This window comes from Phaeobacter cretensis (genome assembly GCF_047372505.1).
GTDB lineage: Bacteria > Pseudomonadota > Alphaproteobacteria > Rhodobacterales > Rhodobacteraceae > Phaeobacter > Phaeobacter cretensis.
The window spans coordinates 2,396,103-2,416,939 of sequence record NZ_JBKBEU010000001.1 but is presented as its reverse complement, the minus strand read 5'-3'; the positions used below and the strand labels follow the sequence as shown (position 1 = coordinate 2,416,939).

Genomic DNA, 20,837 nt, shown 5'->3' with positions numbered 1-20,837 from the left:
ACATCGTTCTGCCCCATCCATAGAATTCCGAGCACTTGGCATACCTCCGCCGGTGGCGGGAACGGCAACCCCATCGTCGCATATTGGTGCGGCAGATCAGGCCAGCTGCGCTAGACTAACAACTGTAAGAATTGTTTATCTCAAAGCGGCGAGCGGTTTACGCCTTCCAGTGGGTCTGCCAATATACTGCTCAACGCAATTTGGCGGCTGCCGTCTCTGACAGAACAAAGGAATTTCACCATGATACGCACTCGTGCCGCTGTGGCTGTTGCACCAGGAAAACCACTGGAGATTATGGAGGTGAACCTCGAAGGTCCTAAGGCGGGCGAGGTTTTGGTTGAAATAAAAGCAACCGGCCTGTGCCATACGGATGAGTTCACCCGTTCCGGAGACGATCCCGAAGGTATCTTTCCTGCGATCCTGGGCCATGAAGGCGCTGGTGTTGTTGTAGAAGTTGGAGAAGGCGTAACCAGTCTGGAAGTTGGAGATCACGTGATCCCGCTTTATACACCAGAATGTCGCGAATGTGATTACTGCCTGAACCCCAAGACCAACCTCTGTCAGGCTATCCGCTCCACCCAAGGAGCAGGTCTCCTTCCTGATGGTTCGACCAGGTTTTCCATGTTGGACGGCACGCCGATCTACCACTACATGGGCTGCTCGACATTCGCCAATCACACTGTGGTGCCGGAAATCGCACTCGCGAAAATTCGCAAAGATGCACCCTTCGACAAAGTCTGCTACATCGGCTGTGGCGTCACCACTGGTATTGGCGCTGTTATCAACACCGCCAAGGTAGAAATCGGCTCACGCGCGATTGTCTTTGGCCTCGGTGGCATTGGATTGAATGTCATTCAGGGCCTGCGGCTTGCAGGTGCTGATCAAATCGTTGGCGTTGACCTCAACCCCGGCAAGATCGAAATGGCAAAGCAATTCGGCATGACCGACTTTGTAAATCCATCCGAAGTCGACGGAGACCTGGTTGCCCATCTCGTAGAGATTACCAAAGGTGGTGCCGATTACACGTTTGACGCCACCGGCAACGTGAATGTCATGCGTACTGCGCTTGAAGCCGCTCACAAAGGCTGGGGCGAAAGCATCATCATCGGCGTGGCACCGGCCGGTGCCGAAATTTCAACCCGCCCATTCCAGCTGGTCACTGGCCGCAGCTGGCGTGGTACCGCCTTTGGCGGAGCGGCGGGGCGGACAGACGTGCCAAAAATCGTAGATTGGTACATGGACGGTAAGATCGAAATTGATCCGATGATTACGCATAAACTATCCTTGGATGAGATCAATCACGGGTTTGAATTGATGCATGAAGGCAAGTCGATCCGCGCGGTCGTCGAATTCTAATCAGCCATCTAGACCGAGATTTTGACGCAGGCCACACGGCCTGCGTTTTTTGTTGTGCGACACCAATAGCCGCCCCGTTGGGTAAGATCTGCCAACGGGGCTAGCGGGCGGGTTCAACCAGAGGCATAATCGACCGACACACACCCCGCTTTGGCTGAGGATGCCTCTTGAAACTACAAGTCCGCGATATCTCCAAAACCGAGTCCGCCGCGACAATCATCTTTCGCACCTTGCGCAGGGCAATCATTACTGGCGAACTCACAGATGGGACACCTTTGCGACAAGATGAGATCGCCAAAGTATTTAAGACTTCCCGCTTTCCTGTCCGAGAAGCTATCGCCCGCCTCGAACAACAGGGGTTGGTAACGGCAAAACGTTACAAAGGGGCCGTGGTGGCGACCTTGTCGATGCAGGATGCATCTGAGATTTTCAACCTACGTGCCAAACTGGAAGCGGATATCATCCAAGCAGCCATAGCGCATATGACAGAGGATGTTACGGAGAAAGCTCGAATGTACCTGGATGCGTATTCCAGCTGCACCGAGCCGATGCAATGGGGAGCGCTGAATCGCAAATTTCACTGCACACTATATAGCGTTAGCGGCCTGCCCTACCACGTTGAAATCGTCGAAGCGTCTATGGACCGGATTGATCGCTACCTGCGCGCGCAGTTGATAATGAGCGATGGCATGGCCCGAAGCGACAGAGATCACCGCGCGATCCTCAGCGCCTGCGAAAACCGTGATGCCGACCTGGCCGCCCAATTGACAGCAGAACACATTCTAGCTGCAAAAACCTCGCTTGAGGATCAGCTGCGCGCGCAGATCCCTTAGGACCTCGCGCCGCTACACACCTGCGTCCACCGCCTCCAGACTGACATCATATCCCCAAAGCCTGCGTAGGTGCTTCAGCACCTCATCACGATTTTCCTCGGACAGATGAATACCATCCCGCACAGTATGGGTCAGCTTCAACTCACGATCGCCTTTTAAATCCGCATCGGTGACCTGAATATCAGGCTCTAAATATGCCAAATCGTAAGAATGCGCGAGGTCGCGCCTCACCGAACGATATCCTGTCCGATTGTGGATTTGGCTCACCACTAGGTGCGATTGCTCAGCATCATCAGCAAGAGTGAAGAGCTTAAACTTGCGGATCAGATGTGGCGATAAGAACTGCTGAATGAAGCTCTCATCTCGGTAATTTGCCCATGCATCCCGCATCACCCGACGCCAGTCAGGGTCTCCTGCAAAATCGGGAAACCACTCCCTGTCTTCGTCTGTCGGGTCCTCGCAGATCCGGCGAATATCCTGCATCATGGCAAAGCCTAGCGCATAGGGGTTTAGACCGGAATAGCGTGGGTCATCATACTCGGGCTGTAGCACCACATTCGTATGACTGTGCATCATCTCCATATATGCGCCTTCAGTCAGACGTCCCTGCTCAAACAGCTCGTTTATGATGTAGTAATGCACAAAGGTGGCACAGCCTTCGTTCATCACCTTGGTTTGTTTTTGCGGATAAAGATACTGCGCTAGCATCCGCACGATACGCAGGATCTCACACTGCCAAGGTTCCAGAACCGGGCTATGTTTTTCCAGGAAATACAGCAGGTTTTCCTGCGGCAAATTCATTAGCTTGCGACGAGCACTATAGGGTTCATCCTTGATCTGCTCCAGCTTGTCCTGGCCAAGCGTAGCATCTGTCCAGATATCCAGAACACTCTGACCGCTCTCATGTCCTTCCCGAACCTTTTGCATTGCCGCCAGTTCTTCGGCAGTCGGTTTCGGTGGACGTCCATATCGGAACACCCCCTGAGCCTGCAGCGCATGAGCGGCATCGAGGATCTCCTCAACGGCACTCAAGCCATACCGCTCCTCGCAGGCGGAAATGTAATTCTTAGCAAAAGCCAGATAGTCATGAATGCCAGAAGCATCTGTCCATTGCTGAAACAGATAGTTGTTCTTGAAGAAATGATTATGCCCAAATGCAGCATGCGCCATGACAAGCGTCTGCATAGACATGGTATTTTCTTCCATATTGTAGCTGATACAGGGGTTTGAGTTGATCACAATTTCATAGGCCAGGCCCTGCCGCCCGGTACGATAAAGCGCCTCATCGCGGGCAAAATGTTTCCCAAACGACCAATGTTGATACATCAGGGGCAGCCCGACGCAGGAGTAGGCATCTAACATCTGCTCCGCTGAAATAATCTCAATCTGGTTCGGGTAAACATCCAGCCCCAGATCATTCAGCGCGATATCTTCAATCGCATCCCGAGCAACCTCCAAAAGTTCAAAGGTCCATTCTGGGCCCGTAAACAGCGGTTTCGCTACAGTATCACCCGCCTGCATTCTGAACTCCTTTTGTCTTGGGAAGGAAGAACTCGCGGAAAATCGGATAGATATGCGATGGTTGCGATACCCGTTGCATTTCAAAATGCGCGGCCTGTGCCTTAACTTGGCGATAGTTCTGCCAAAGATCCTCGCCAGCCTCAGGATTGCTCAACAGCATCTCCGCATTTTCTTCGACGATTTCTACATAGGCATAATATTGGCAAACCGGCAGCAAATCCCCGAGCAGCAGTGCCTTACATCGGGAGGAGTCATTGCCAAAATTTTCACCATCAGAGGCCTGCGCACCATAGATGTTCCACTCATCGGGTGGGTAGCGATCTGCAATGATCTCTTTCATCTTTTCCAGCGCGGTAGAGACTATCGTGCCGCCCGTTTCACGTGCATAGAAGAATGTCTCTTCATCGACCTCCTGCGCGTGATGGGTATGGCGCACAAACACAAGTTCAGTGTGCTCATAGCTGCGTGTGAGGAACAGGTGCAGCAATAGGAAGAACCGTTTTGCCAGATCCTTCTCCCGCTCCTGCATAGAGCCTGAGACATCCATAAGACAGAAGACCACCGCACGCGAATTGCGGATTTTTTCCGGAACATGTGTATCATACCGCAAGTCCAGCGGGTCAATATACCCAACCACGCGGCGTTTGCGTTCAAGAACCTCCAGCCGGTGAAGCAGTTCTTCGAGATTTTTTTCCTGTTTTTTACTACGCTCGGGCAGCGCCTCAAGCGCTTCGATCTCAGCCCGCAATTCCGTAATCAACCCAGCAGACGGCCTCTGCAACGCTATTCTGCGCCCCAGTGAATTGCGCATCGTACGCACAAGATTGAGGTTATTGGGCGTGCCAGCAGTGGTGAGTCCAGCACGGCGTGTGCCAATGGTTTCAGTCTCTACGGTGGCCTTCTCAACCAGATCAGGCAGCTCCAATCCGTCAAACAAGATTTCCAGATATTCATCCCTGGTGAGGGTAAATGAGAACTCATCTGCGCCGTCACCCTCCTCAGATGCCTGCTTGCCACCTTCACCTGCGCCGCCCTGCGGCCGCTGTATGGTATCCCCAACAACAAAATCCTTGTTGCCCGGCAACACGTGGCGCCGCTGTCCTCCCTTCGATGAGTGATGGAACCGCGGCTCTTTTAGCCCCCGCGAGGGGATCGTCACCTTTTCACCCTCGGCCGGGATGCCGCCACCATCCTTGATCGATTTATCCCGAACCGATCTGTCTACGCGCTCTTTTATACTCTCGCGGGCGCGTTCAAGGAACCGTTGCCGGTTCCCCAAACTCTTGCCCTTGGGATTGGCGCGCCTGTCGATAAAATGATGCATCTGGCACCCGCCCTTTTGCTGTTAGCCCGCCTTGTTTACACGCATGTACCATTCAACAAGACGCCGGACCTGCCGATCTGTGTAACCATGGCTGCGCATCCGTTCGACGAACTCCTGATGTTTGCCTTCGGTCTTGCTGTCTTTCTTAGATCCAAAGGAAATCACCGGCAGCAGCTCTTCCACCTGACTGAACATATGTTTTTCGATCACGTCGCGCAGTTTTTCATATGAATTCCACGCAGGGTTCGACCCCGTGTTCGCGCGGTGGCGCAACGCGAATTTCACAACCTCATTTCGGAAGTCCTTGGGGTTTGCGATGCCAACCGGCTTTTCAATCTTGCTGAGTTCAGCATCCAACACTTCGCGATCATAAAGCTGTCCGGTGTCAGGATCCTTGTAATCTTGCTCTTCGATCCATGCATCCGCATATGAGATATAGCGATCAAATACGTTCTGTCCGTATTCGGTATAGCTCTCCAGATAGGCTTTCTGAATTTCGTTGCCGATGAATTCCTCGTATCGCGGGGCGAGCTCCGTCTTGATAAAGGCGAGATATTTTGCCTCAGTTTCGGCGGGGAACTGTTCACGCTTGATCATCTGCTCCAGCACGTACATCAGATGCACCGGGTCAGCTGCCACCTCATCGGTGTCAAAGTTGAACGTGGTCGAAAGCACCTTGAACGCAAATCGGGTCGAAATGCCATTCATGCCCTCATCAACACCCGCGCGATCCTGATACTCCTGCACGGTCTTCGCTTTGGGATCAGTGTCTTTCAGGCTTTCGCCATCATAAACGCGCAGCTTGGAATAGAGATTGGAGTTCTCATGCGGTTTCAGGCGGGTCAGAACCGAAAAACGGCTTAGAATCTTGAGTGTTTCGGGGGCACAGGGTGCCGCAGCCAGCTCGCTGTATTCTATTAGCTTGTCGTAGATTTTCGCCTCTTCCGCGACACGCAAGCAATAAGGCACCTTTACGATCGACACCCGATCAATAAACGCCTCATTGTTCTTGTTGTTCTTGAACTGCTGCCACTCACTTTCGTTCGAATGAGCCAGAATTAATCCGGTAAAGGGTATCGCGCCAAAGCTTTCTGTCCCCATATAGTTGCCTTCCTGCGTGGCGGTCAGCAGGGGGTGCAGCATCTTGATCGGTGCCTTAAACATCTCCACAAATTCCAACACGCCCTGCGTTGCCCGGTTTAGACCACCGGAGAAGCTATAGGCATCAGGGTTATCTTGGCTGAAATGTTCCAGCTGACGTATGTCAACCTTACCCACGAGGGTGGAGATATCCTGATTGTTCTCATCTCCCGGTTCGACCTTGGCAACACAGATTCGACGCAAGCGTGACGGATAGAGCCGCACAACCGAGAATTTATTGATATCGCCACCGAACTCATCCAGCCGCTGCACAGCCCAAGGCGACATCAAGCCAGGCAGGCGATGCTGTGCAATGCCATATTCCTCGCTCAGTAGTTTCCCCATACGCACCGGATCAAAAAGACCGAGCGGACTCTCAAAGATTGGCGACAACTGGTCGCCCGCCTTGAGGATATAGATCGCTTGATCTTCAACCAGTCGTTTCAGTCGTTCCGCAAGTGAGGATTTGCCACCTCCGACTGGACCAAGGAGATAGAGAATCTGTTTGCGCTCTTCCAATCCCTGAGCAGCATGTCGGAAGTACCCCACGATCCGTTCGATCGTGTCCTCCATACCGTAGAAATCCTTGAAGGCCGCGTATCGCTTGATCGTGCGGTTTTGAAAGATCGGACCCAGTCGTGCATCTTTGGAGGTATCGACCAGCTCTTCGTCACCAATCGCCTTAAGCATTCGTTCGGCAACATTGGCATACATGCTGGGATCATCGCGGCAGGCATTCAGATAGTCCTGCAACGACATCTCCTGCTCGCGCGTTTCACCATATTGTTCGGCAAAAATTTCGGCAATGTCTTTCATCTGGCTCTAGCCTCCTTGTTACTGCTTGCTACTGCGCGCCGGTCCTCCTGGGGTTCAAGATCGCACACGGACAGACGGCGCCCAGCGCGAGGGCCAAGTAATGTCCGCGTCAAATATTAGTCTGAATTCTGCTCGGCGCCGAACCTGGCGATACAAGACAAGCGGGTCACTCTGCGTGGTGACGTTCCGGCTTTGGCCTGGATTTCGGCGTCGTGTACTTAGGATCAACTCTACACCAATTATGCTCTTCATCCTATCTGAAACTGGTGTCTTTTTGGTTAATTGCCAGTACGTTTTAATAGAACGCTTGTTCACACATCGGCGACAAACACGTGACATGAACGATCAGCGCAGTCGATCAAATGCACTCCTAGCCGACGGAGAAGTTCTCGAAACAGCCTTAGATACAAGGCTCACGATCAAGAATGGGCCGCGATCACATATTGTAGCGTCGCCACAATATGTTCCCTTGCGTCAACCGGAGGAATCTTAACAAAATTAGACCGATATAGTTTGCTGCAAATTGAATACAAATTAGCCACACCCAGATTTTTTCGGTAAAAAACCGCTCATCAAAACCTAGACAAGGCCGCTGAGAAGGCAGCAATATGGCGGCAATATGGCCGCGAAGACGGCTGATGGGCAAAACAATGCAGGCTACCTAGGCGCTTAAGTTTCCGGCGCTATGGTCTTTTCACGAGCGGTATACAAAAATGAGTACGGTTGGATACATAGTCCGCGACATGGCGGGCACTAAGCAGCATGGTACATCTGCTGACACTCCTCAGGCGACTATTGCAACGGCACAGGCGAAAGATATCTCGCTGAACCTCGGGCCATCCGACGTCGAAAGCTATGCAAGACGCGGCCAGGATCTCCACATCACACTGATTGATGGCCAAGTGGTGGTTCTGGATGACTTCTTTAATACCGGTGCGACAGGTGGCAAAAACCTGTTCCTTAGTGAAGAGGGCAATTTCATCGAAGTGGTCCTGGAGGATCGAACAGATGGAATGCTATATGCCAGCTACGAACCTCTGGACCTGAGCGGCAAGTGGAGCGCCTATGATGATATGGTGTTCCTTGACGTGGAACGTATTGAACCGGTTGTCGCGCCCCTAGTGGCCCCACTGCTCGGCGGTCTGGGTACCGCTGGTGCTGCTGCCGGTGTCGTCGGCGCAGCAGCGATCGTTGGCGCAGGTGGTGGTGGTGGCGGAGGCGGCGGTGCTGTTACACCAACAGTCAACGACCCAGATGCAACCTACCCTGTGGCCGGCTCCACAACTGATGACGTCGTTATCAGCGGTACCGGCGCGCCCGGCTCCACCGTAGAGGTTACGCTTGGGACAATTACTGAAACCGTCACTGTCAAGGACGATGGCACATGGGTCGCTAACTTCCCAGTGACCAACCTGCCACCGGATGGGTCTTACGATACCACCGTCTATGTAAAAGACCCCAGTGGCACTGAATTTAACCTTGATGGCCCATCGGTAGTTATCGACACCACACCTCCGCCGATCAACGTCAACACCGTCGAAGGCAACGACCATATCAACTATATCGAAGTGGCCGATGGTGTTGAAATCAACGGTACTGGTGAAGCGGGCGCAAGCATTAGCGTCGTGTTTCAAGGCATAACCCGTACGACGACAGTGACTGAAAATGGCACTTGGTCGGTTAACTATGGTTCGAACGAAGTACAGACGGGCATTTATAGCTCCACAATCGAGGTCTCCAGCGCCGATTCCTTTGGTAACACCAGCACCACGACCCACACAGTGGATGTCGATACAGAGACCCGCGTGACAATCAATACGCAGGTCGGCGCTGATCATATGATCAGTGGCGCTGAGCAGGCAGCGGGCATCACACTGACCGGTACTGCCGAAGCAGGGTCGAGTGTTGTCGTGACATTCCAGGGCACCAGCCGCACCGTGACCGCCGATGCGCAGGGCAACTGGTCTGCGAGCTACATCAGCTCAGAAATCGCGACTGGAACGTATGATGCGACGGTCACCGCCGTGGCGACTGACACCAGTGGCAACATCAACTCCACCTCGACCACGATCCCAGTTGATACTGAAACCACGGCCTCTTTGGATGCTACGCAGGCCGGGGACAACGTAATTTCCGCTCCCGAAGTGGCAAATGGTGTGACCCTGACAGGCCAAGCCGAAGCAGGCGCGACCGTTGCTGTGACAATGGAAGGCACCACTCGCACAGTGACTGCTGACGATCAGGGTAAGTGGAGCGCAGATTTCACAAGCAGCGAGATCCGCACCGGTGAATATGACGCCAGTGTTTCGGTGACAGCAACTGATGCGCTTGGCAATACAGCTTCGACAACAGGGACAGTCCGCGTCGACACTGAGACCACAGTGGCCCTCAGCAACCCGCTGGCAGGGGACAACCTGATCAATGCCGCCGAAGCAAACAATGGCGTCGCGTTGACAGGCTCTGCCGAAGCAGGTGCCAGTGTTGTGGTACAGCTCGGCAACGCCACGCGCACCGTGACAGCCAATTCGCAAGGTCAATGGTCCGCGACATTTGCGGGATCAGACATTTCCGATGGCACCTATGATGCGACAGTGACCGCAACAGCGACCGATCTTTATGGAAATACCGCCTCGACCAGCAGCCAGCTGCGTGTAGATACGACAACTAGTGTAAGCCTTGATAGTGGCCAGGCTGGGGGCGATGACCTTTTGAACGGGACCGAAGCTGCAAACGGCCTAACTCTAACCGGCTCCGCAGAGGCCGGTGCCTCTGTTGCCGTTACCTTCCAGGGTGTTACCCGAACTGTCATCGCTGATGCTCAGGGTCGCTGGAGCGCGCCTTATGCTGCAGGTGAAATCACGCAGTCAGCAACGCCCTATGACTCACCAATCAGTGTGACCGCGACCGACAGTGCAGGCAATTCCGAAAGCACGTCCGGGACCTTACGTGTCGACACCTCGACTTCGGTCAGCATCGACGCCAATCAGGCAGGGGGCGACAATATCGTCAATGCCGCCGAGGCTCAGGCTGGTGTCACGCTCACAGGCTCCGCTGAACCCGGTTCCACCGTGGACGTTACTGTTGCAGGTGTTACCCGCAGCGCAACTGTCACCTCCAACGGCAACTGGAGTGCCGTGTTTGAGCCAGGTGCGCTGACGGCAGGCGAATACAATACCTCGGTCACAGTGTCGGCAACGGACGCGGCGGGTAACACCGCTTCGGCCTCCTCTGCCCTAAGGGTAGACACCGTTGCAGGCGCTGTGACGCTATCACCCGACCCAATCGAGATCGATGACGTTATCAACGCTGTCGAACGCGCCGATGGCGTCGAAATCAGCGGCACCGCTACAGCGGGCCTGACCGTCACCGTGGGCCTTGGGGCTGCCACTCGCCTGGCTGTCGCCGATGGTAGTGGCAACTGGTCAACAACCTTTCCGGCCGCTAACATCCCAACTGGCACCCAATCTCTGCCAATCACGGCGTCCATCGTTGACGATGCAGGCAACACCGCAAGCGCGTCAGACACCGTCAACCTTGATACCGAAGTAACACCTCTTACGGTGCAGTCGAACCAGACCGCCGATGATGTTGTGACCAAAGCCGAACAACAGGCCGGTGTGACCTTCAACGGAACCGTCGAACCTGGCTCAACCGTCAAGGTGATGATTGAGGGCCAAGAACAGACCGCCACTGTGGATGCACTTGGCAACTGGACCGCGACTCTCAGTGATGCGCAGTTGCCAGATGGTGACCGCACTGTGACAGCTAGCATCATGGCAACTGATGCAGCCGGAAACGAACGCAGCATCACCGAACAATTCGACATCGATACAGTGGTTGATCCAGCCTCGATCTACGCGCTCAAGATCACGGGTCAGGGCATTCTTGAACTGGAAACCAAGGACGCGACCGATAACTATGCGGTCAACACGCTGGATCCGGCAGGAACAGTTGGATCTCCGGCTGCGACCAGAACTGTCGATCCTCAGGACGGCACCGAATTCGCCTTCGGCACGCCTATACCGGATGGCACCCATCTGGTCCTGTCCCGCAACGATAATCTCGGCAACACCTCAAGCACGCTTGTCGTGTTCGACGACAATGCCACAAACGCTGGCACGCTTGATCATGCTGGCTTGGGTCAGTTCAACATCGACCATCTGGACCTTCAGTTTGCGACCGATGTGAACCTCACGCTCAACGAAGCTGATATCAAGGCCCTCTCGAACAACTCTGACACTTTAACGATCCATGGCAGCGACAATGACGCTGACACAATCACCCTGACCGGCGGCAATGCTGCCAGCGCAGGGACGCGGGTCGTCGATGGTGAGCTCTACAATGTCTATACCATCGGCAACGATGGCACGACGCTGGTGGTCGATCAGGACGTCCAGGTGGTCATCTGATCCACTGTGAATATTCGGGGGCTGTTCCGGCGTATGTCGATGGCCCCCGAACAAAATACCCGGCAACAAGGGTAAGGACACGAGCGATGCGAGGGGGCAAAATGCAACTGGGACGACCCATTGGCGCGGTGGCACTATTGTGCTGCATGTCGGCTTGTATGCAGTCCCTGCCCTTTGCCAAACCCGGCAAGGACGCCGAAACGGATGTCAGTCGCCGTGCTAGTAGTTTTGCGCAGCCGGATGCAAAAAATCCGTCAACTGTGATCTCTAACCTAATGCAACGTCAGTCTCTGCTGGCAGATGACAGCGTCTATGATGTCGTTGCCCAATCAGCTATTTCTGCCTCTGCTCGCGCCTCAGAGGCTGAGCTGACCAGCGCAAAATTGCGCGCCGAGGCCAAATCAAAGAATTGGTTGCCTACTATTGGCCCCTCCGTCAGCCTTACCGATCTTGGCGATCTGGTGGCCGGTATCCTGATTGAACAGGTCTTATTCGACAATGGTCGCCGTAAAGCCGAACGCGCCTTTGCAGCAGCTGATGTCGAAGTGGCTGCCGTCAACCTATCGATTGATATGAACGATCGGGTTGAAAGCGCGCTTGGTCTATATATCTCCGGCCTGCGCGGTACGGAGAAAGCTGCAGTCGGCAACCGCGCTCTGTCGCGGATGCATGAATTTGAGCGTATAGTACGTGGCCGCGTCGATGGAGGCCTGTCGGATCGCTCTGATCTCAACGTTGTACAAAGCAAGATCAACGGTATGCGCTCTGCAGTTGCGACCGCCAATGATGCCACGGCCACGGCCTCCGCAGAATTGAAGGCGATCACGGGACAGAGCTTTACTGACAAGCCAAGCCATCTGCAGTTGGCATCCCCACCAGAGGCGAGCGCCTATCTGACTGTGCTGAAAGCCGAAGCTGAGGCGACGCGCAGTGTTGAACAGGCCAAAATGGAACGCGCAGGTCTACTGCCGCAGGTTTCCGCAGCTGGCAATGTCACCAGTGACGGCTCTGGCGCTGGCCTGACGCTGGATCTAGCGCAGCCCTTCGGCCTTGGCACGCCAGCAGCGCTGAAAGCCATTGAAGCCTCGAAAGAAATCGCCAAACGTCAGGTTTCCGAAGCCGAGGAAGACGCCCGCCGCGATCACAGCCGTCAGATACAGCGCCTTGCATCCTATCGTAGGCAGGAAGCTGAGGCGGCATCACTTGCGCAGACAAGCCGCGAGACATATCGCCTGTTTCAGGCACAGTTTAAGGCCGGGCAGCGCTCGGTCATGGATGTGGTGTCCATCTACGAAGAAGTGGTACGCCGCGAACAAGCCCATATCGATGCAAAATACGAAGTCGTTCTGATCCAGTTGGCTCTGGCAAGCGATATGGGACTATTGGCCGATGGGGACCGGATTTGAGCAACTCCAACCGTCCAACCGATGACAAGGGCCTAAGGACTGTCCCCCCTGCTCCTCGCGAGACAGGGGATACGCCACGTACAAGCGGCGGAAAGCCAATGTTGCGGGCCATTGATACCCAGGCCGAGCCGCATCTCGCACCCGCCTCCGCATCTCCACCGCCTTCGCCCAGCCCTGCAGCCCCACCTACGGCTGATGTTGATCTGGCGGGTCTACTTGAGAACGGGAACGTCGGCGAAGTCAGCGCGCTGATCGAAGACGCAACCGCACGGATCCAGCACCGTGCGGCGTTGATCGCTACTTTTGCCGCCCTCAAGGGTACAAACGTCTCCCTGAGCGACCTCGCTGAGCATATGTGGCGCAACGACCCCGGTGATGTATCCGTAGACTCATTGGCACGGGCACTTCAGACCACGGGGATGCAGGCACAGATCAACCATCAGGTGCAGCTAAACCCCGACAGCTGGCCCGCACTGGCGATGATGAACAACGGGCAATGTGTGCTCGTACTGTCTCAAAGCCGCGACATGCTGAGCGTCTATGATACCACTTGCATGGACAATCGCGCCGATGTGCCCATGGCAGAGTTCGGCCCCTATTTCACCGGCACCACGCTGGGGGCACGCAACTCACTAAAGCAAATCGCCGCGCGGCACACGCCGCAGCTGGAAAGTGATCATTGGTTCTGGGGCGAGTTCCCCAAATACCGTCGGCAGGTTGGCGAGATCATGCTTGGCTCGCTGGTGGCCAATATTCTGGCGGTATCCGTCGCCCTGTTCTCGCTGCAGGTCTATGACCGCGTCGTGCCGCACCAATCCCATGCAACGCTTTGGGTACTGGCGGTTGGCGCGTTCATGGCCATCATGCTCGAAGCCTTGTTGAAACTGGCGCGTGCACGCCTGACAGATGCCGCAGGGCGACAGATCGAGCTTTCGGTACAGAACAACCTGATGCGGCGACTGATCGGGATGCGGTCTGACAAGAAACCGCTCCCCCCCTCGGGCCTGTTTGCAGCCATGAGGGACTTCGGTTCGGTCCGGGAGTTTTTCACCTCCACCACCATTTCGACGCTCGCCGATATTCCATTTATCGCAGTGTTCCTATTGCTCGTAGCCTCTATCGCTGGACCTATTGTCTGGATCATCATCTGTGGCGGCGTCTTGATGCTGTTGCCCGCGTATTTCATGCAAAAGCGCATGATCGCGCTGACTCGTCAGACACAAGGCGCAAATGCCAAGGCAGGCCGTCTGCTGCACGAGGTGGTGAATGAGCTGGATACGCTTAAGAGCCAACGAGGTGAAGACCGTGTTCTACGTCTCTGGGATGAGCTGAACACCCTCTCCGCACACGCGTCGACCGAACAACGCCGCCTAGCGAGTGCTCTGACGCATTGGTCACAGGGCGTGCAGCAAGCAACGTACATCGGCTCGGTGGTCGTTGGCACATTGATGGTCTTTGCCGGTGAATTTACCGTCGGCACAATCATTGCGACGGGCATTTTGACCAGCCGTACCTTGGCACCGCTGACACAGTTTGCCGCGACCTTGGCCCGCTGGAGCAATGTCATCGGCGCCTTGGAAGGCCTCGACGCCATCGCTAACTCAGCCCAGGAAAAAGAAGACGAACGCACATACCTACGCCGCGATAGCCTGCAAGGGCGGTTCGAGCTTCGTGAAGTTATGTTCCGCTATGATGAAGATGGTGCACCTACGCTGGACGTTCCGGGTGTTGCGGTCACGCCTGGGCAGCGGGTTGCGGTACTTGGCGTCAATGGATCTGGCAAATCCACCCTGCTCAAGCTGATGTCAGGTCTCTATGCACCGGATCGCGGTCGGGTGATGATTGACGGCACCGACATGACCCAGATCGACCCGCGCGACCTACGCCGCCATATCGGCTATCTCAGCCAGGATGTGCGTCTGTTCGCCGGCTCCCTGCGTGAAAACCTCAACCTCAATCAGCTGGAGCGCGACGATGAGCGTTTGATGACTGCACTGGATTTTGCAGGCCTTGGCGCACATGTTCGCAATCACTACAAGGGCCTCGACCTCGAGATCTCTGATGGCGGTGGCGGGCTATCGATCGGTCAGCGTCAATCTATCGGTTGGGCCCGTCTGTGGCTGCAAAACCCTGCAATTGTTCTGCTGGACGAACCGACTGCGGCTCTGGATCAAACCTTGGAGCGTACGTTGGTCAGCCGCCTCGAAACCTGGCTGGAGGGGCGCACCACTGTAATCGCCACGCACCGGATGCCGATCTTGTCACTGACCAACCGCACACTCATCCTCCAATCCGGCCGCATGGTTGTTGATGGCCCCCGTGATCAGGTACTGGCTCACCTCGCAGCGGGTGAAGGCAAATGACGTCGACCGGCTATGATCTTCGCGAAACGTCGCGCGGGGCAAGCCGTATCATCTATCTGGTGGCCGGCGCGCTGGTGGTGTTCTTGCTTTGGGCAAGCTTTGCATGGGTTGATGAAATTGTCCGCGCCGATGGCGAGGTGGTCTCATCTTCCAGATCACAGATCGTGCAGAACCTCGAAGGCGGAATTCTTGCGGAACTGCATGTCCATCAGGGCGATGCTGTAAAGGCTGGTCAGGTTCTGGCGCGTTTGCAGGATACCAAGTTTCGCGCGGCAGCTGATGATCTTCAGGACCGCATCGACGCGCTTGAAATCAAGCAATACCGGCTTGAAGCAGAACTGGAAGGTGCGTTTGATTTCAACGTACCAGAGGCGCTTGCCGAACGCTCCCCCGGCATCTACACTTCCGAACGCGCGCTCCTAAACGCGCGGCAAACTGATTTTACCAGCCGCCGCGACAGCGCCCGCGAGATCCTTGACCAGTTGAAAGACGAACTGGCCAATATGCAGCGACTCTACAAAAAAGAAATCGTTGCCCTGATTGAGGTGAACCGAGCTCAAAAAGCGGTCAGCGACGCCCAAGCGAAGTACAATGAAATTGGCACCCAGTCGGAATTGGAACTGGCCGAAGACTACTCCAAGACGCTCCGCGAACTGACATCTTATCGTCAAGAACTGCGTCTGGCGAAAGACCAGCTGAACCGCACAGTCATCACCTCCCCAATGGCAGGCATTGTTAACAGTCTAGCCGTTACCACCATCGGTGGCGTGATTAGACCCGGCGAAGAAATCGTCGAGATCATTCCGCTGGGCGAGGAGATGTTTGTTGAAGCACGGGTGAAACCCGAGAATATCGCGAGCGTACAGCCTGGTCAGGACGCCACGATCAAATTATCCGCCTATGACTACACCATTTACGGGTCGCTGCGAGGCAAGGTAGATTTCGTGTCCGCCGATACGTTCGAAGACGAGCGGAACCCGCGAGCCGAGCCTTATTATCGTGTCACAGTTAAGGTGGATCGCTCCGAGTTTACGGAGCGTCAACAGGCGATTGAGATCCGTCCCGGCATGCGTGCCACAGCAGAGCTGCAGACCGGCAGTAAGACGATCCTAAACTACATGCTGAAACCGCTGTATAAATCTCGCGAAGCGTTGCGGGAACCTTAGGTTCGTACCTGAGCCTTGCCGCACTGCCATCAATAGATGCTCAACCCCAGCTATTGCTTGTATGTAGAAAGCAGATATCCGGTTGGATTCAAGACACAGGGTGAACCTGTTCTGACGGCTCTAGTTAATCTGGATCTGACCAAGTACCGGTATCATCGAAGTCCTTAGCAGATAACAGAATCAGTGTTTTAAAGGATGGGTCTAACGGTGGCTGCTAGACCGGTCTAAACCGCCGGTTTCCCCGTTTCGTCATCACATCAGCTGGCTGAGCGCATCATCGCAAGAACGGTTCGGTCAAAAGACGTCCCAATCGATACGCGGCGATTTCCCATCGCCGCTTTGGCCGAAATCACAGAGACAAGCCTCGGCATACGGCCCGGCACAACATCAAATACCGGAGCGCCGGACGCGCCAAAGTCTACGCGGCAAGTCATCACAAGAACCTGTGCCTGTCGGGCCAGGACGTGACAGTTTTGTTCCAGATTGGGACGGTTCTGTTGCGCCAATGAATAAGACAGCACCTCAACGGATGCACCACGTTCAGGCCGATTGGCCAGCTCAAACGGCCGGATCATCCGGCGGCTGATTGGGCGATCCAGACGCAGTATGGCGATATCACTGCCTAGCTGTGAATCGCCAGCCGCCTGATATTGATAGCCCGGGTGTACGACCGCCTTTGTTACAGACCGCGCGGCCTTAGCACGTCGACCATTCAGTCCTGCTTCAAACCGGATACTCGTCGGATTCACCTGTCGGCCTGTGTCCGGATCGTAGACGCAATGCGCGGCCGTCACCACCAGATCAGGTGCCACCAAGGCCCCAGTACACATGTTACGCCCCGAGATGTTCAGCCGTCCGACGGCCTCCCATCCAATGACGGAGGTTACGCTCGACTGCGGATCGTCCGCAGCTGCGCCGTTAGGCATGCCAAACAGGAGGCATGCCGCAAAAGCAGCAAAAATGCGTCTCATCGACCACTCCAAATTCCCACGCTCACACCTTGGTGTAAGGGTGCGGCTGGAATGAGACGCAAGTTTGCCGAACATGGCCGAAACCATGTGCGGAATAAGTCTGTCTTAACAAATCATGACCCCCCCCAGGGTTTTGATGCCCTATCATGGCAAAAAAACCTCAAAAGGCACACAATTTGTTGGCGATTCCATTAACTAATTATCAAGCGCCTGTTTACGCTTAATAATTATCCGCATATCACGCGCAACGAATGGAGCAAATCTATCCGCTTAACCCTTACTAAGGCATCGGTTAGACTGTTTGGCCACATTGCAGTGCGAAGCACATCAGCGCGCGGCATCTAGCCATGATAAAAGCTGAGTTTAAATTTCAAAAAATCAAAACTAGGGCTTAACCTATCGTTAAGAACTGCCTGCAATATCTTAACGATAGAGGCGTGCTGTGCCAATTTTGTCTACTTCGAGCGTCGTAGCACCTCAGACGGTGTGAGAATAATCGTTCTGAGACGGGGAATCAGGGCCCACACAACTGCGCTAAATGCCAGAGCGGCCAACAGCGCAGCCACCGCACGAAACAATCCAAAGAAGCCGCCGGTCGCGATTCCTGGAATACTCACCATCGGTGACAATATCTGCCCAAGGAACACCGCGGCCGTCAGCACACCTCCAACGGTACCGCGTTGGCTGGCTGGAGACAGCGTAAGTGCCAGTGCAACAAAGTTAGGCATGACCGTCGCGAAACCAGCGCCAATAGCAACGACTGCGACGCTCAGGCGCAGCGTATCTTCGCCAACGGTCAACAACAAAAAACCGCCGCTCATCAATGCGTAGCCGATCGCGTAGGCCCCTGCAGAACCCAACTTGCGATTAGTACGAACATAGAGCAGCGCCGCTAACCCCCCGGACAATGTCAGCGCACCCAGCAGCATACCTGTCATCGCCGCATCGTCCCCGCCCAATGACGCTAAGAAAAACGGCAGCTGAGTAGGTATCATGAAGAATGCTAGACTTGTGGTCATCTGCAAAATGGCCAGGCCCAAAAGAAGCAAGCGCCATCTTGTCTGAGGTCCTCTCTCTGATGATCCGCTAGTGTCTTTTTTCCGCGTCTCCTGCGGCGGCTCCAACAGGTGTCGTGCAACAAAGGGCAACAGAATGATTGCAGCAGCGTATATCACGAAGGGTAAGCGGGGTGATACTAGTGCCAACCACCCAGCCGACGTGATGAAGATCAACCCGCCAAAATTCCGCGCCGAGGTTTGCAATCCCATCATTGATTTTCGCGCGTCACCAGTAAAGTAGTCCCCGATCAATGCGGTTTGGGCTGTCATGATCATCGCCACTGCGACGCCCAACAGTAACCTGCTCGCCATGATCATAGTCAGATTGGGAAGCACCAGCCCGGCGGAACCGCTAAATGCAAACAATGCGATCCCAGCCAGCAGCATCCCGCGCCGCCCATATTTATCCGCAAACCAACCCGCTATGGGCGCACAAACGAGCACTGTGAGCGACGGGGCCGAAACCAGAAAACGAGTTAATAGCCCTGCGTTCCAAGTTCCTGCGAACTCTTCCTCTATCCCCGGCAAAGCTGGGCTGATGGTTGCGTTGGCCATTACCGTAAGAGTCGCAGCCAGCAATAGCGTTATGGCGCGTTGATCCTTCCAGACAGCCGATGGATGGGATTGTGTAGATGCGACCATAGCGGGCGTCCTCTTGTGATATTCAACAGAAGCAGGCAATCTGCCACTTCATGTTCACTTGAGGTCAAGAGGAAAGGCATATGCGCCTATATGATATCGGAGAGGTCGCTACAAAATCTGGCGTCACCCCAGCGACGCTGCGCTACTACGAGGACATTGGGCTGATAACCTCGCTGAGCAGGAAGGGGTTGCGACGACAGTTCGGCCCGGAGACCCTGTTGCAGCTATCGCTTATCGCGCTTGGCAAAGCAGCTGGTTTCACCTTGGCAGAAATCACCGGTATGTTCGGTTCAGACGGCCAACCTGATCTGCCCCGCGCTGATCTGCACAAGAGGGCTGACCAACTAGATAAACAGATCAAGAATCTATCGACACTAAGGGACGCCATGCGCCATGTAGCCAACTGCCCTGCTCCGTCACATATGGAATGCCCGACATTTCAACGGTTGTTGAACGCCGTACAGCGTACGCGAGTAGCAGCAGGAACGGGCTAGCCCTAGGTGTCAATCGAGAGCTGCCAGTTATGAGATTGCCTAACTCGAAATTACAGAAGTCGTCGCTAGTTTGATATTTTCGCCTGCGTCTCTGCGGGCTTTTAGGTGGCGCAGGATGGCGCTGCCAACCATGCCGCGGTGGCCGGCCACATAGATTTTCACCCCGGTCGATCCCATCTGCTCAGCCCTCGACACTGACCGGCAGATCCATGCCGTGTTCCTTCAGGAGCGCATGGCGGCGGGCGGTTTTGAGATCCTCGCGCACCATCTCGGCGCACATCTCTTCTGTGGTGATCTCCGGCACCCAGCCCAGTTTCTGCTTGGCCTTGCCGGGATCGCCCAACAGCGTCTCAACCTCGGCCGGGCGGAAATAGCGCGGATCAATGCGCAGCACCACATCGCCCAGTTTCAAAGCCGGTGCCATGTCGCCCTCAATCGCGGTGACCGTGGCGATCTCATCCACGCCCTCCCCGCTAAAGGCCAGCGAGATGCCCAGCTCTGCAGCCGACCAGCTGATGAACTGGCGCACCGAATATTGCTTGCCGGTGGCGATCACGAAATCCTCTGCCGCCTCCTGCTGCAGCATCATCCACTGCATGCGCACATAGTCTTTGGCGTGGCCCCAGTCGCGCAGCGCGTCGATATTGCCCATATAAAGACAATCTTCCAGACCCTGCGCGATATTGGCCAACCCGCGGGTGATCTTGCGGGTCACAAAGGTCTCGCCCCGGCGCGGGCTCTCGTGGTTGAACAGGATGCCGTTGCAGGCATACATGCCATAAGCCTCGCGGTAATTGACCGTGATCCAATAGGAATACAGCTTGGCCACGGCATAGGGGCTGCGCGGGTAAAATGGCGTGGTCTCGCGCTGCGGGGTTTCCTGCACCAGCCCATATAGTTCCGAGGTCGAGGCCTGATAGAACCGGGTTTTCTTCTCCAGCCCCAGAAAGCGGATCGCCTCCAGCAGGCGCAGCGTGCCGATCCCATCCACATCTGCCGTATATTCCGGCGCCTCAAACGAGACCGCAACATGGGATTGCGCGCCGAGGTTATACACCTCATCCGGCTCGATCTCGCTCAACAAGCGGGTCAGGTTGGAGGTATCAGTCAGATCGCCGTAATGCAGTTTGAACCGGGCGTGATCCACATGCGGATCCTGATAAATATGATCCACACGGGCCGTGTTGAACGACGACGCACGCCGCTTCAGCCCATGCACCTCATAGCCCTTCTCAAGAAGAAACTCCGCAAGGTAGGACCCGTCCTGACCCGTAACACCTGTGATCAGCGCCTTTTTGACAGTTGGCATATCAAGTTCCGTCTTTCTCGTTGTGCTGC

The 20,837-nt window shown here is 55.2% G+C and carries 13 protein-coding genes and 1 pseudogene; 7 read left to right on the top strand and 7 right to left on the bottom strand.

Going from position 1 to position 20,837, the window contains the following annotated elements; genetic code table 11:
- Positions 1-240 precede the first annotated feature (240 nt).
- Both ACEWZM_RS11520 and ACEWZM_RS11515 read left to right on the top strand, forming a co-directional pair.
- A complete protein-coding gene (locus tag ACEWZM_RS11520; RefSeq protein ID WP_414006560.1) occupies positions 241-1,356 on the top strand; it encodes an S-(hydroxymethyl)glutathione dehydrogenase/class III alcohol dehydrogenase in 1,116 nt (371 codons plus the stop codon).
- Positions 1,357-1,523: 167 nt separating this feature from the next.
- Positions 1,524-2,189, top strand: a complete 666-nt coding sequence (locus ACEWZM_RS11515) for a GntR family transcriptional regulator (RefSeq protein WP_414006559.1) — start codon at positions 1,524-1,526, stop codon at positions 2,187-2,189.
- 12 nt (positions 2,190-2,201) lie between these two features.
- Here ACEWZM_RS11515 and ACEWZM_RS11510 read toward each other — a convergent pair whose 3' ends face one another.
- From ACEWZM_RS11510 to ACEWZM_RS11500, 3 genes are read right to left on the bottom strand one after another with little or no spacing between them, the layout of a single operon-like run.
- On the bottom strand, positions 2,202-3,710 hold the full coding sequence (locus ACEWZM_RS11510; protein ID WP_414006558.1) for a SpoVR family protein: 1,509 nt from the start codon (positions 3,708-3,710) through the stop codon (positions 2,202-2,204).
- Positions 3,697-5,034 (bottom strand): YeaH/YhbH family protein, encoded by a 1,338-nt coding sequence (locus tag ACEWZM_RS11505; protein WP_414006557.1) that lies wholly within the window; start codon positions 5,032-5,034, stop codon positions 3,697-3,699. Before ACEWZM_RS11505 ends, ACEWZM_RS11510 begins: the two co-directional genes overlap by 14 nt.
- 21 nt (positions 5,035-5,055) lie before the next feature.
- Positions 5,056-6,990, bottom strand: a complete 1,935-nt coding sequence (locus ACEWZM_RS11500; protein WP_414006556.1) for a PrkA family serine protein kinase — start codon at positions 6,988-6,990, stop codon at positions 5,056-5,058.
- Between the two features lie 713 nt (positions 6,991-7,703).
- Here ACEWZM_RS11500 and ACEWZM_RS11495 point away from each other — a divergent pair.
- The 4 genes from ACEWZM_RS11495 to ACEWZM_RS11480 all read left to right on the top strand — a co-directional run bounded on the left by ACEWZM_RS11495 (position 7,704) and on the right by ACEWZM_RS11480 (position 16,334).
- Positions 7,704-11,399 (top strand): Ig-like domain-containing protein, encoded by a 3,696-nt coding sequence (locus tag ACEWZM_RS11495; RefSeq protein ID WP_414006555.1) that lies wholly within the window; start codon positions 7,704-7,706, stop codon positions 11,397-11,399.
- Between the two features lie 101 nt (positions 11,400-11,500).
- A complete protein-coding gene (locus ACEWZM_RS11490; protein WP_414008016.1) occupies positions 11,501-12,805 on the top strand; it encodes a TolC family protein in 1,305 nt (434 codons plus the stop codon).
- Positions 12,802-15,168: an ATP-binding cassette domain-containing protein gene (locus ACEWZM_RS11485; RefSeq protein WP_414006554.1), complete on the top strand. Its 2,367-nt coding sequence runs from the start codon at positions 12,802-12,804 to the stop codon at positions 15,166-15,168. Before ACEWZM_RS11490 ends, ACEWZM_RS11485 begins: the two co-directional genes overlap by 4 nt.
- On the top strand, positions 15,165-16,334 hold the full coding sequence (locus ACEWZM_RS11480; RefSeq protein ID WP_414006553.1) for an HlyD family type I secretion periplasmic adaptor subunit: 1,170 nt from the start codon (positions 15,165-15,167) through the stop codon (positions 16,332-16,334). The genes ACEWZM_RS11485 and ACEWZM_RS11480 overlap by 4 nt, the downstream gene beginning before the upstream one ends.
- Before the next feature lie 257 nt (positions 16,335-16,591).
- Here the strand turns inward: ACEWZM_RS11480 and ACEWZM_RS11475 are convergent, their stop codons facing one another.
- Positions 16,592-17,305 (bottom strand): trypsin-like serine peptidase, encoded by a 714-nt coding sequence (locus tag ACEWZM_RS11475; RefSeq protein ID WP_414006552.1) that lies wholly within the window; start codon positions 17,303-17,305, stop codon positions 16,592-16,594.
- A 455-nt stretch (positions 17,306-17,760) separates the two neighbouring features.
- On the bottom strand, positions 17,761-19,005 hold the full coding sequence (locus ACEWZM_RS11470; protein WP_414006551.1) for an MFS transporter: 1,245 nt from the start codon (positions 19,003-19,005) through the stop codon (positions 17,761-17,763).
- A gap of 80 nt (positions 19,006-19,085) precedes the next feature.
- On the opposite strand from ACEWZM_RS11470, the gene ACEWZM_RS11465 reads away from it, so the two are divergent.
- The gene (locus ACEWZM_RS11465; RefSeq protein WP_414006550.1) at positions 19,086-19,499 is read left to right on the top strand and encodes a helix-turn-helix domain-containing protein; all 414 of its coding nucleotides are present in this window, start codon (positions 19,086-19,088) and stop codon (positions 19,497-19,499) included.
- Between the two features lie 60 nt (positions 19,500-19,559).
- Here ACEWZM_RS11465 and ACEWZM_RS11460 read toward each other — a convergent pair.
- Together ACEWZM_RS11460 and gmd are read right to left on the bottom strand one after the other, a co-directional pair.
- Positions 19,560-19,676: pseudogene (locus ACEWZM_RS11460) on the bottom strand (GDP-L-fucose synthase); the annotation flags it as partial.
- 4 nt (positions 19,677-19,680) lie between these two features.
- Positions 19,681-20,808 carry a GDP-mannose 4,6-dehydratase gene (gmd, locus tag ACEWZM_RS11455; protein ID WP_414006549.1) on the bottom strand — a complete coding sequence of 376 codons (1,128 nt, stop codon included), beginning with the start codon at positions 20,806-20,808 and terminating at the stop codon, positions 19,681-19,683.
- Positions 20,809-20,837 lie beyond the last annotated feature (29 nt).